We start from the raw sequence: 13350 nt of genomic DNA, 5'->3' as shown, positions 1-13350 counted from the left end.
AAAAACGATTTTTTATCGCTATTTTTGCGGATATCAAAGAAACAGGCCATGAACAATGAACGTTTGCGACAAAACTTTAAATCTGATACCGGTATAAAAAGACTTATAGGCTTTCTGATAATGAACCGGGTGCAGACAAGACCGCGTTGGTACGTCCGTATGCTTGCCCCGCTATACCAACACAGAGGCAAGCACTCCGTAATACACCGCAGCGTGCGTATGGACACACCGCCATACAGACGTTTCTCGCTCGGCAATCGCAGCGTCATAGAGTCTTTCTGTTGCATCAACAATGCAGTGGGCGACGTGATTATCGGCAACGACAGCCGCATAGGCCTCCACAGCACAATTATCGGCCCGGTAACGATAGGCAACCATGTACACCTTGCCCAGGGCATCACCGTGACGGCTCTCAATCATAATTTCACCAATCCGGACAAGCGAATAGACGAACAGGGAATCACGACCAAACAAGTGACTATAGAGGACGACGTGTGGATAGGCGCCAACGCCGTGATCCTTCCGGGAGTGAATATCGGACGGCATGCAGTGGTTGCGGCGGGAGCCGTGGTCACAAAAGACGTGAGCCCGGGTACACTTGTGGCTGGAGTACCTGCAATATTGAAGAAAAGGACACTATAATCGGCATACGATGAGAATAGGGATAGAGGCGCAGAGAGTTTTCCGGAAAAACAAACATGGCATGGACTATGTGGTTTTGCAGGAAATACGCGAATTGCAAAATATTGATACGGAAAACGAATACTTCGTATATGTGAAACCAGGGGAAGACATTTGCCTGACAGAATCGTCCAACGTTCATATCCGTGAGACTAGATGTCCGTCGTATCCGCTATGGGAACAGTATGCACTGCCGCGTGCGGCAAAGCACGACAAGGTAGACATTCTGCACTGCACAAGCAACACCGCCCCCATATTCACCGGAGGCATACCGCTTGTTCTCACACTGCACGACATCATTTTCCTCGAACCGAGAGACAAAAAGAACAAGTCGCTGTATCAAAACATGGGGTGGCTGTATCGCAGGCTCGTTGTACCGAGAATAATATCAAAGTGCCATAGAATAATCACCGTATCAGACTTTGAGCGAAACAACATACTCAAAAAACTACACCTGAAAGACAAGCAGGTGACAAGGATATACAACGGATATAACGAATGGTTCGTACCGGCTGACAATGAAGACGGCAACTATAGAAAACACATCGGCGAAAAGGACTATTTCTTCTTCCTGGGTAACACGGATCCGAAGAAAAACACGGAACGGACACTCGTTGCCTACTCCAAATACTTGAAACACTCGGACATAAAGAGAAAACTGCTCGTTGCAGACCTGTCGCCAGAATATATAGCGGAAATTCTGAAAGCCAACGGAATAGAGCATGTGATGGATAACATATCGGCACCCGGATATATCGCCAACACAGACCTGCCCGGCATATACGGAAACGCTTTCGCTTTTCTGTATACCTCGTTAAGAGAAAGTTTCGGCATACCGTTGCTCGAAGCCATGGCCTGCGACACGCCGACAATAACGGCCAACCGCTCGTCGATGCCAGAGATAGCTGGCAGCGATGCCGCTCTCATAGACCCGGAAAATGCCGATGAGATAGCCGCTATGATGCTTAAATTGGAAAACGACCCTGCCTTTTATCAAAGTCAAAAAAGCATAGGACATAAACGGACAAAACTGTTCTCATGGAGAAAAACGGCCGAAGAACTGCTGCGGCTATATGCCAACGTTTTTAATGAGATAAAGGAAATACGGTGAAAAAAGCGACATACCGCCACAAACGGACCTATTCATTCAGACAAACAAATCGAGTGAAAGATCTCTAACCGGAGGCACTTCCTCTTTCACCACCACAGTCTCGTCACGAAATTCGAGCATCAGCTGTCGTGCGTCATCACTGTTATCGGTGTTCAATCTGTAATACCCTCTACGCCCTGTGCTCTCTATCAACGATTGAGACGATTTGGAATTTCTCGAAAGATACTGCTGCACATAGCGATGAATTTCGCCAATATCGGGAGAAGAGAACAAGCCGCAGTTCATGTTATAAACATGCTTCGCCAATACCTGCACGCTTATTCCGCCGTTTCCGGCTTCGGACATTATTCTTAATATCTGTTTGTCGTATGTCATCTTGACCATAAAAAAGGCCGGTAATACCTATGCATACCGGCCTTTCCTTAAATGTATCACATTATAAATTTAAGCCAATGTAATCTTATCTTCCACTGAAACAATCTTGCCTTCCTTGAAGAGCCAGCCCATTCCAAGAAGAGTCTCCTCCTCGCTGATACCTGCCGCTTTTGTAATCTCTTTCAATGTCAAGGCTTTCCCTGAGGCTGCAAGTGCCTGATAGACATCACCTGCTTTAAATCCTACATTCTCAGCATTGAATGACACAACTGTCTTTTTAGCCGTTGCGGCTTTCTTCACGGTTGTCTTCTTCGTCTCCGCTGCCTTTGTCGCAGTCTCTTTCTTTACAGTTTTCTTTTCTGCCATAATAAAAAATATAATACTCTAACGAGTGATTTAATTTCTTTTTGTTATCACTTCGGATGCAAAAGTACGCTTTTTATTATTAACTGCAAATTTTTTATTACAATAATTAGCTAAGTTTCAACTATTTAAAAGATTTTTATCACCATTCTTGATATAAATCACGGGCAGCCGTTATTATTCTTGACGTATATCAAGTTTTAATTGAAGCTCATCCAGTTGTTTAGGATCAAGTTCACCTGGTGCGTCAAGCATTACATCGCGTCCGCTGTTGTTTTTGGGGAAAGCTATGCAGTCGCGTATGGAATCAAGACCGGCCATCACGCTCACGAAGCGATCGAGACCGAACGCCAGACCGGCATGAGGCGGCGCACCATACTTGAACGCATTTATGAGAAATCCGAACTGAGCCATGGCCCGCTCGGGCGTAAAACCGAGAATACGGAACATTTTCTCCTGAAGCTTGCCGTCGTGTATACGCAAACTGCCGCCTCCCAACTCTATTCCGTTGCACACAAAGTCATAAGCTCTGGCACGAACACGCTCGGGATGCTCATCGAGCAGAGGTATATCGTCGGGGTTGGGCATGGTGAACGGATGGTGTGTGGCCATCAGGCGCTGCTCCTCGTCGCTCCACTCGAAAAGCGGGAAGTCCACAATCCATAGGCACTCGAACCTGTCTTTGTCGCGCAATCCCAGCCTGTCGCCCATCTCAAGACGCAATGTGCAGAGCTGGGTACGTGTCTTGTTGGCCTTGTCGCCGCTGAGAATGAGGACAAGATCACCGTCTGCGGCGCCCATCTTCTCCTTCAACGCCTGCAACACCTCAGGCGAGTAAAACTTATCTACGCTTGACTTAACCGTGCCATCGGCATTGAACTTAACATATACAAGTCCCTTGGCACCTACCTGAGGACGCTTCACGAAATCTGTAAGCTGGTCGAGTTGCTTGCGGGTATAGTCGGCGCACCCCGGCACGCATATACCTCCGATATACTCGGCACTGTCGAACACAGAGAATGTGCCTGTACCTTTGAGTACATCCATCAGTTCAACAAATTCCATACCGAAACGCAGATCGGGCTTGTCGCTGCCGAAACGCCGCATGGCGTCGTGCCATGTCATCTGAGTGAGCTTTGCCGGAAGTTCCACACCGCGCACCTCCTTGAACAGGTGACGGGCCATGTCCTCAAACAAATCTATCACATCGTCTTGCTCTACAAAACTCATCTCACAGTCTATCTGAGTGAATTCCGGCTGACGGTCGGCACGCAAATCCTCGTCACGGAAACACTTGGCTATCTGGAAGTAACGGTCGAAACCGCTCACCATCAGCAGCTGTTTAAGTGTCTGCGGACTCTGCGGCAGTGCATAGAACTGTCCCGGATTCATACGCGACGGCACCACGAAATCACGTGCGCCCTCGGGGGTTGAACCGATGAGGATGGGAGTCTCCACCTCTATGAAGTCCTTTGAGTCAAGAAAGTTTCTGATCAGTATCGTCATGCGGTGGCGCAACTCCATGTTGCCGCGCACGGCATTACGGCGCAAGTCAAGATAACGGTATTTCATGCGGATGTCGTCTCCGCCGTCTGTATTGTCTTCGATAGTGAATGGAGGGGTGGCGCTCTCGCTCAGCACATTAAGTTCGGAGGCGATGATCTCAATGTCGCCTGTGGCTATATTATTGTTTTTGCTCTCGCGCTCGCTTACCGTACCCTTGACCTGGATGCAGTACTCTCGGCCGAGCCTGTTGGCCCGCTCGCAAAGGGCGGCATCCACAGCCTCGTTAAACACCAACTGAGTGATTCCGTATCTGTCGCGCAAATCGACGAACGTCATACCGCCCATCTTGCGGCTCCGCTGTACCCATCCGGCAAGCGTGACCACGCTGCCCGCATCGGAGAGTCGCAGCTCTCCACAAGTCTTACTTCTATACATAATTAAGTGTTATTGACTTTTATTCTTATTATTGTATGCAAAATTATACAAAAATGCGGAAACAAGCAAATTATTGACTTCTTTTTAAAACTATGGCCTCGGTATACGATCGGAGCATGCCCCGATACCCGCTGACAGCAATATGAAAGGCACAAGGCTATCAGCAACAGACAAATGCGAAAAAAGATGACAAAAAGTCGCTTATAAATTGTTCGTTAAAAAATAAAAATCCCACGGCCGAAAATACTGTCGCATTTCACGATTTCACGCAACCGCCTGTATATAAATAAAATACATTTACAACACCTTATTCTGGCACCAGATATACCCGACTAACTTAGGGGTGTTTTTGCGTTTAGACGCTCGTTGCATTGCAACGGGATGTCCGTTGCAATGCAACGAGCGTCTAAACGCATCGCAATTAACGGCCCAACGCACTCCAACGAGCGTCTAAATGCAGAAGAATCCCTTTTCCGTATTTCTGCCTATCGTAATGCATATAGCGACATATATCGCATCGCTTTTCTATTTCAAGGAAAAATAAAGTGTTAAATTCATGACTTTATTATTACTTTCACATTCTTAATCGGAATGATTTGAGTATCTTTGTAAACAGACTATAAATACCTGTTTTTATGAAACGACACATCATCACACTGCTCTGCGCCATGACGCTCGCAGCCAGCGCCCAACAACCGACCGTGGAATTTATCACCCCGGAAATCGTAAGGGTACGGTGGACGACAGGCAATGAGCCTACGGACAATGGAACGGGAGTATGCGTGTATGAGAGGAAAGACGTGAAAGTAAAACACAAAGAGACCACGGAAAGCCGCATCCTCACCTCATCCGCACTCACGGTAACGATAGACAAGACAAGCGGCGCCGTGACATTCACGGACAGGAAGACCGGCAAAACACTGTTCAAGGAAAACACGGCACTGCCACATGAGGCCGAGACGGTATTCAGGGAGCGCATCGTATATAACGACAAGACGGCGCGAATGGAGGAGACGGCAAACGGGAAAGTGACAGTAAAGGACATCATGCGCCGCGACACAACAGGCACATACACACGCTACAAAGTGAACTTCTCATACTGTGGCCCGGAGGCCGTGTACGGACTCGGATCACACATGGAAGACTACATGAACCTGAGGGGAAAGACGATTTATCTCACCCAGCACAACCTTAAAGCGATGGTACCGGTAATTGTGACGACGGGCGGCTACGGATTGCTGTTCGACGCCGGCTGCGCCATGAAATTCAGCCCCTGCGGACAGACGGCAGACGGGCATGCGGAAACCTCGGGATTTTCCATGGAGCTTGACGCGGCAAAAACCGTGGACTACTACTTCATAAGAGGTGAAAAGCCCGACGACATAGTGGCGGGCTATCGCCATCTCACGGGAAAAGTGTCGCTCATGCCGAGATATGTGTTCGGATACACGCAGTCCAAAGAGCGTTATGTATCGTCGGACGACATTATCAGCACCCTCCGCGAATACCGCCGGCGGCATGTGCCAATAGACATGATAGTACAGGACTGGAACTACTGGCCGGAAGGATGGGGATACATGAAAATGAACCCAAAGCACTATCCCGACCCGAAAGCTCTCGCCGACTCGGTGCATGCGATGAACGCCAAACTGATGATAAGTATCTGGCCCAACCCGCAGTACTGCCCCGAGGAGAGTGATTTCCGCGGCAGAGGGTTCATGCTCGAACACTCGGTATACGACGCTTTCAACGCCGAGGCACGCAAACTCTATTGGAAATACGCCTACGATGAGTTTTTCTCACGAGGTTTTGACGCATGGTGGTGCGACAGCAGCGAACCTCTTGACGGCGACTGGAACAAAATCCCCGACCAGAAAGACGGCAAACCGTATGGCCGGGACGACCACGAACGCCGCTGGCAGCTGAACAAAGACATACTTGGCGACGCTCTCGGAGCCGAACGCGGCAGCCTCTACTCGCTATATCACTCGCAGGGAATATACGAGAACCAACGGTTGACGACTGACAGCAAACGGGTAGTGAACCTCACACGCAGCTCATATGCCGGGCAACAGCGCTACGGTACGATAGTGTGGAACGGCGACACGCACGCATCATGGAAATCATTTCGCCAACAGATACCTGCCGGCCTGAACTACATGGCAACAGGCAATCCATATTGGACTGTGGACGTAGGCTCGTTCTTCACGCGCGACGACGGACGGCGGTGGTTCTACACGGGCGAGTTTCCCGACGGAGTGAAAGACGACGCATACAAAGAATACTACACACGAATGTTTCAATGGGCTACATTCCTGCCCATGCTCCGCAGCCACGGAAGCGACACACCGCGCGAGATATGGCAGTTCGGCGAACCAGGGACACCGTATTACGACGCCATATTGAAAATGATAAACCTGCGCTACACCCTGATACCATACATATACAGCATGGCAGCACGGCAAACCATGCACAGCTACACCATGGCACGCCCGGCTGCTTTCGACTTCCCGACCGACCAGACAGTACTCGACATGAAAGACGAATATATGTTCGGAGATTTTCTCGTATGCCCGATAACTTGCCCCATTGCCGAAAAAACACACAGAAAAGTGTACCTTCCGGCCGGAACGGACTGGACAGACTACTTCAACGGCACTACATACAGCGGCGGACAATGGCTGGAAATGAAAGTGGAAACAGACAAGTTGCCACTGTTCGTGAGGTGCGGCAGCATAATACCCACAACCGAAGTGGCAGAACATACTGCCGCACAAACGGGCAAGCCGATAACCTTAAACATCTACCCGGGAGCCGACGTTACGTTCGAACTGTATGAAGACGAGGGCGACAACTATAATTACGAGCATGGCGCGCGGTCTTCAATACGCCTTATATGGAACGAGAAAAAACGCAAGCTCACCATAGACAATCGTCAAGGATGTTTCCCGGGGATGCAAAGCGAGAGAGTGTTTATAGTAAAACTGCCACACGAATATCGCACAGTGAACTATAACGGGAAGAAAACGACTGTAAGGTTTTAGCATATACGGAAAACAAAGCCATGGCAGCATACGGAAGATTTAGGCTGTATCACCATTCAATTACTTCACACATTCTTCCGTATATCACTTTTTTATGCTATCTTTGTAACCGAAAACATCAAATTACAATAATGAAAAAACTAATCACACTTTTCGCCGCGGCGGCAATGATGCTCCCGGCAGCGGCACAGACTACGAAACAAACGGAAGTGCTCAACACTGCGAGAAAAGCCAATGATTACTTCATGGCTAAGTATGAAGACCCCACACTGCCCACAAACGTAAAAAGGATACGACCGAGCCACCTGTGGACACGTGCCGTATACTACGAGGGACTGATGGCCCTTTACGGCATAGACAAGAACCAGAAGTATATCGACTATACGGACAAGTGGGCTAATTTCCATCAGTGGACACCGCGCAACGGCATCAAGACACGCCACGCCGACGACCAGTGCTGCAGCCAGACGTATCTCGAGAGATTCATGATGACAGGCGACTCGACAATGCTCCGCCCCACACGCGACAATCTGCAAGGACAGATGAAAGAGCCGACCGTGGGATACTGGACATGGATAGACGCCATACAGATGGCTATGCCCGTATACGCCCAGATGTATAAAATCACCGGCGACCGCTCATACATAGAGCATGCCATGAAGATGTACCGCTGGAGCCGGAACGAGTGCGGAGGCGGACTGTTCAACGTAAAGGACGGACTGTGGTGGCGCGATGCCGACTATGTTCCGCCGTATAAAGAGAAAGACGGTAAAGACTGCTACTGGTCAAGAGGCAACGGATGGGTACTCGCCGCATACGTGAGAGTAATGGACCAACTGTCTCCCAAAGACAAGATATACAAAGAGATCAAGAAAGACTTTGTGATGATGTGCGAAGGACTGTCTAAATGCCAGCGTGAAGACGGTTTCTGGAATGTGAGCCTTGTATCTCCCGTGACATACGGCGGAAAAGAAATCACCGGTACGTCGCTATTCGTATACGGAATGTGCTGGGGCATGCGCAAAGGATACCTCAAAGAGAAAGTTTACAGGCCGATAGTCGACAAGGCATGGGACGCAATGGTGAAAGACGCCGTGCACTCCGATGGATTCCTGGGATACATGCAGGGCACAGGCAAAGACCCGTCGGCAGGCCAGCCCGTGACCTACGACAAGGTACCCGACTTCGACGACTACGGTGTGGGATGCTTCCTGCTCGGAGCAGTGGAATACTACAAACTGCTCGGCGGCGAGAAATAACACGACAAGGAAAGAATAGTTAAAGTATAAAAAAAACAAAGGCAAAAGTATGTCATTATAACAAAAATGGCTATTTTTGCCTTTAATTATTCAGTAATAACATATATTTTAATGACAATGAGAAAAATATTATTGATGTCGCTGATGCTGATATGCGGACTGACCATCGCTATGGCTCAGCATGCCGGCGGCAAAAAAGGCGCAGAGATCAAATTTGACAAGACAACACACAACTTTGGAAAATTCTCAGAATCATCTCCAAAAGTGACATGCGTGTTCACATACACAAACACCGGAGACGCCCCGCTGATAATAAACCAGGCCGTAGCCAGCTGCGGATGCACAGTGCCTGAATACACGAAAGCCCCTGTGATGCCGGGACAGAAAGGACAACTGAAAGTGACATACAACGGGACGGGAAAGTTTCCAGGACATTTTAAGAAATCCATCACTGTGAGAACAAACGGTGTGGTAGAGATGACACGCCTCTATGTAGAGGGTGACATGGAAGAGGCCAAGCAGTAAAACTGGTTTCAGCTATCTCAGAACGAGTAGCTGAAACCGAGCGAACTATATTCTTTCAACTGCCAGAAGTTCCAGTCTTCATCACGCTTTGTCGAATCGTCAAAGCGCGGATAGATGAATATATTGGCACTGATATACTTGCTGACTTTAAGGGTGAAAGTGTTTTCCCACTCCATAAGATAACGTTCATAGGTGGTGAAACAATAAAGACGTGTCTGCCACTTCATCATATCATTTATGTTCCATGTGAGGTTGGTCGTAAGTTGTGAACCGAAATCCTCACCCGTATGATGATTGCCTACTATTCCGTTACGGCCGTTCAGCGACTTCCGATCCACATACTTGAAGTTGAACGAAAGGAAAGACATGTTTATATTTCCGGTAAGCCTCTTGTTTTTAGTCTCCACAGAGTAGTCCATACCGAGACCGAGGTTTAACGTAAAAGGCGACATGAAATCCGAATACACATACTTATCGTTTGCTTTCAGACCTTTAGTAAACTGCGTATATGCAAGTACCTGCAAAGTATAATACCATTTATTTGCAGCCTGTATACCGAGTTTACCTGTATATCGGATAAGGTCAGAATTGGTCTTGAACTTGTGCAAAGTGTCGGAACGGGAGGTTTGGAAGCCAAGTTTCAGCTCAAGCTTATTGTCGAATTTAAGCCTTTGCTTGTTATTGTAGTTTGCGTTCAACACCACATTTGCCACCAACGAATAGTTGCTCTCACCTCCCTTATGCCAGTTTTCAGACAGATAATTCTGCATGAACTGCAAATTCTGGTCTCCTGAAAATGTCCAAAAGTTAGGTTTCTTTATCATCACACCGACAGGCACACCCACCGGCTCGTCGATAAAAGGATCTGCCTTGTCGGCCATTTTTATTTCCTGTCGTATCGGAGTGTCTATGTCGGTGAGCAGAGTTCCTGTCTGCTTGAGTTTACTCTCATCGTTTATCACAAGCCACGGCTTATTGAGATATACACTGAGCAAAGCTGCATCCACGGCATCCACGACCTTATCACCCTTATTATCCGAACGCTCGGAATACAATGCCTTTGCCACCGGTGAATGATAAAACGTAAGCGGAGCGAACAATCGGTAGTAACGGCCGTCACCGCTACCTGCGCTTAAAGAATCATTCGCCCTAACCAATGAGTCGATACGGGCATGCAAAACGGGAATGGAATCTATATAAGATCTTACAAGAACCAATGAATCTATTTTCTGCACACGCCTTGGACGCCGCTGTGCCGTCGCGTCAAAAGTAAACGCCACGGCAAGAAAAAGAATTATGATATATCTAAATTTCACCTCTATATATTATTGTTGAAACCAAATGACGAAAAGACAAGTCGCAACTACCATCCCGTCGGACAATACCGATGACATAGCTCTATATCGTTTATATGTGGGTAAACGAATTGTCAACGGACGGTTATCTTTTGCAAAGTTAAGAATTATTAAACAAAAGACATCCCCAACGTAGTGAATTTCTGTTAATTATCGGGCTGTTTAGCGTCTTTTACAAGCTATTATCTCCTTCTCTCACGCAAACAGTCTATTCTCAACACAACTTTAAGCGGAAGATGATCGCTTGTGCCACCGGCGGAATACTTATATCCGCTATACGTGCGATAAGGACGTACACCGCCATAAACAGCGTCGTCCTCCAAAAGGAAAGGGGCATCATAAATATATGCCGTATCAACGGCCGTAAGCAACGACTTGCTCATGAAAATATGATCGAGACTGCCCCAACGGCCTTTATAACGGTAAGTGGCCTTGGCCCGGCTGCCCTTGGCTGCCGCCGTGACATCAAAAAGTCCTCCGGAAATATATCTGGAAACGGAGCGTTCGGAATTATAGGCATTGAAATCACCGGCCACCACTATGTCGGCATGTGGCGACAAGGCTCTTACCGAATCGACACTCCGCGCCACCACCTCGGCGACAGCCATACGATACGGACGCGTGATACGCTCACCGTAACGGCGGCTGGGTGCATGGACGACAAAGACATGCAACGTATCGCCAGTGATTATACGACCAGAAACATACAGTACATCACGTGTAGCTTCCATGCCTTTCATCGGCTTGACACGTAAAGAGCGATGATTTAAGGGAGCAAAAGAAAAAGGTGAATATAAAAGAGCCACATCCATTCCGCGCGGGTCACCGGAATCCGTCATGAGATACTCATATCCCGCATTTCTAAGAAGGGATCGTTTGGTTAGATCCCGCATCACGCTGTCATTCTCAACCTCGCATAAAGCGACAATATCAGGTATGCCCGAACGACCTTGATACTCACCGGTGGCGATTATACATTGCGCAATGTTATTGAGTTTCTTCCAATAGCGCCATGGTTTCCATCGACGTGGTGAATCGGGAAGAAACTCGGTATCATTCCTCAGGCTGTCATGCTTACAATCGAAAAGATTCTCACAATTAAGCTCGACAAACGTGAGGAATGATACGAGTAGAAGGCTAAATGCCATCAGCAGACACGTTCAAGACGTTTCATTATAGAGAACATGAAGATGGCAGAAATGAGACAGAGAACTATAAGCACGCCCCATACCATCCAAAGCGGCAGTCCCCACAGCCATGCGGCAACTGCCGTGAGCTGATTTCCGATGGCAGTGGCAACAAACCATCCTCCCATCATCATTCCCTTATACTTCACAGGAGCCACTTTCGAGACGAACGATATTCCCATTGGAGACAGCAGAAGCTCACCGAAAGTAAGCACAAGATAGGTTGACACCAACCAATTCGGCGACACACGGGTCGCGGCATCACCGGCAGCGGCCTGCGCCTCAGGAGCAAGAAGACCCAAAGAACCTATAGTCATAATGATAAATCCGCAAGCAGCGACAAGCATACCGATAGCAATCTTGCGCGGTGCGGACGGCTCACAGTTCTTACGTGCCAACCAGCCGAATATGGCAATAGACACCGGAGTGAGCGCTATCACGAAACAAGGATTGAACTGTTGGAATATCGGTGCGGCAACTTCGGTTGAAGCCGGAAGATTCGTATATTTATAGAAAAGCGCGGCCAAAGAGGCTGCTATTACCGCACCGGCTATACTGCGGCCGCGAACGGTCTTCGACTGGAACATGGAAAAGAGGGCATACACGATGAAGATGCAAAGAACGAGGTTCCACACATCGAACATCATGCTCTCAACACCGGTAGATGACGTAGCCGTATAGTCTCGGGCAAAATATGTAAGGGTAAGTCCGTTCTGATGGAATGCCATCCAGAAGAATATCACAACCGCATATACGAGGCACAGAGCTATGATACGCTCGGTATCGGAAACACCGCTGGATTTATCATTTTGCTCGGCAACAGCATCCTTTTTAGCACTCTTCGGAGTATTTATCTCAGCATGCCTGAATGTACTACGGAAACCATAATATATCGCCATTGACACTATCAGTGACAGACATGCCACACCGAAAGCATAGTGATATGACTCTTCTTCACTGACACCAAGACTCTGTTGTGCCCAATCCATCACCTTTATAGCCGCACTCGGGGCAAACATTGCACCTATATTTATAGCCATATAGAAGATACTGAAAGCGGCGTCACGTTTTGAGGAATACTCTGGAGCATCGTAAAGATTACCAACCATGACCTGTAAGTTTCCTTTGAAAAGTCCGGTACCAAAGCCTATCATCACCAAAGCACCGAACATGCATACAAGTGCCACAGTACCGGTTCCCATCGGTAAAGCGAGAAGCAGATAGCCGATAAACATGACGAGCACGCCAAGCGTAACCATTTTGCCAAATCCGAACTTATCGGCCATTATTCCACCGACAAGCGGCAAAAAATAGACCAACATCAAAAAAGCACCGTAAATAGTTCCTGCCGCACCCTCGGAAAATCCGAAATTGGCCTGCAAGAACAGTACGAAGATGGCAAGCATGGTGTAATAACCGAATCGCTCGCCGGTGTTGGCCAATGCCAACGCATAAAGACCTTTAGGTTGTCCTTCAAACATAGTTTATTATTTTTAGAATGTTACGTAT

Annotated in this window: 11 protein-coding genes; 5 read left to right on the top strand and 6 right to left on the bottom strand. The window is 48.0% G+C overall.

All coding sequences use genetic code 11. The annotated features are described in order from the left end of the window. Positions 1 to 48: 48 nt before the first annotated feature. Entirely contained in the window at positions 49 to 642 is a 594-nt protein-coding gene (locus MoGM_RS01640) for a DapH/DapD/GlmU-related protein (RefSeq protein ID WP_104368478.1), read from the top strand. 10 nt (positions 643 to 652) lie between these two features. Next, positions 653 to 1792, top strand: coding sequence for a glycosyltransferase family 1 protein (locus tag MoGM_RS01635; protein ID WP_104368477.1), 1140 nt, complete (start codon positions 653 to 655; stop codon positions 1790 to 1792). Between the two features lie 36 nt (positions 1793 to 1828). On the opposite strand, the gene MoGM_RS01630 is transcribed toward MoGM_RS01635, so the two are convergent. The 3 genes from MoGM_RS01630 to aspS all read right to left on the bottom strand — a co-directional run bounded on the left by MoGM_RS01630 (position 1829) and on the right by aspS (position 4471). Continuing rightward, positions 1829 to 2176: a hypothetical protein gene (locus tag MoGM_RS01630; protein WP_233210106.1), complete on the bottom strand. Its 348-nt coding sequence runs from the start codon at positions 2174 to 2176 to the stop codon at positions 1829 to 1831. A 60-nt stretch (positions 2177 to 2236) separates the two neighbouring features. Then, the gene (locus MoGM_RS01625; protein ID WP_104368476.1) at positions 2237 to 2533 is read right to left on the bottom strand and encodes a winged helix-turn-helix domain-containing protein; all 297 of its coding nucleotides are present in this window, start codon (positions 2531 to 2533) and stop codon (positions 2237 to 2239) included. 174 nt (positions 2534 to 2707) lie between these two features. After that, on the bottom strand, positions 2708 to 4471 hold the full coding sequence (gene aspS, locus MoGM_RS01620; RefSeq protein WP_104368475.1) for an aspartate--tRNA ligase: 1764 nt from the start codon (positions 4469 to 4471) through the stop codon (positions 2708 to 2710). A 635-nt stretch (positions 4472 to 5106) separates the two neighbouring features. Between aspS and MoGM_RS01615 the strand changes: the two genes are divergently transcribed. The 3 genes from MoGM_RS01615 (at position 5107) to MoGM_RS01605 (ending at position 9299) form a co-directional block, all read left to right on the top strand. After that, on the top strand, positions 5107 to 7515 hold the full coding sequence (locus MoGM_RS01615) for a TIM-barrel domain-containing protein (protein WP_104368474.1): 2409 nt from the start codon (positions 5107 to 5109) through the stop codon (positions 7513 to 7515). Positions 7516 to 7646: 131 nt separating this feature from the next. Then, positions 7647 to 8774 (top strand): glycoside hydrolase family 88 protein, encoded by a 1128-nt coding sequence (locus MoGM_RS01610; RefSeq protein ID WP_371410491.1) that lies wholly within the window; start codon positions 7647 to 7649, stop codon positions 8772 to 8774. A 117-nt stretch (positions 8775 to 8891) separates the two neighbouring features. Further along, complete coding sequence (locus tag MoGM_RS01605) at positions 8892 to 9299, top strand: DUF1573 domain-containing protein (RefSeq protein WP_104368496.1); 408 nt, start codon at positions 8892 to 8894, stop codon at positions 9297 to 9299. Positions 9300 to 9316: 17 nt separating this feature from the next. On the opposite strand, the gene MoGM_RS01600 is transcribed toward MoGM_RS01605, so the two are convergent. The 3 genes from MoGM_RS01600 to MoGM_RS01590 form a co-directional block, all read right to left on the bottom strand. Further along, complete coding sequence (locus MoGM_RS01600) at positions 9317 to 10615, bottom strand: DUF3078 domain-containing protein (protein WP_233210104.1); 1299 nt, start codon at positions 10613 to 10615, stop codon at positions 9317 to 9319. Positions 10616 to 10836: 221 nt separating this feature from the next. After that, on the bottom strand, positions 10837 to 11802 hold the full coding sequence (locus tag MoGM_RS01595; RefSeq protein ID WP_104368473.1) for an endonuclease/exonuclease/phosphatase family protein: 966 nt from the start codon (positions 11800 to 11802) through the stop codon (positions 10837 to 10839). After that, positions 11802 to 13322 carry a peptide MFS transporter gene (locus MoGM_RS01590; protein WP_104368472.1) on the bottom strand — a complete coding sequence of 507 codons (1521 nt, stop codon included), beginning with the start codon at positions 13320 to 13322 and terminating at the stop codon, positions 11802 to 11804. Before MoGM_RS01590 ends, MoGM_RS01595 begins: the two co-directional genes overlap by 1 nt. Positions 13323 to 13350: the final 28 nt, after the last annotated feature.

The organism is Prevotella sp. MGM1 (assembly GCF_002933775.1).
In the GTDB taxonomy this organism is placed as follows: Bacteria; Bacteroidota; Bacteroidia; order Bacteroidales; family Bacteroidaceae; genus Prevotella.
The sequence above is the reverse complement of the archived record's forward strand: the minus strand, read 5'-3'. Positions and strand labels throughout refer to the sequence as shown.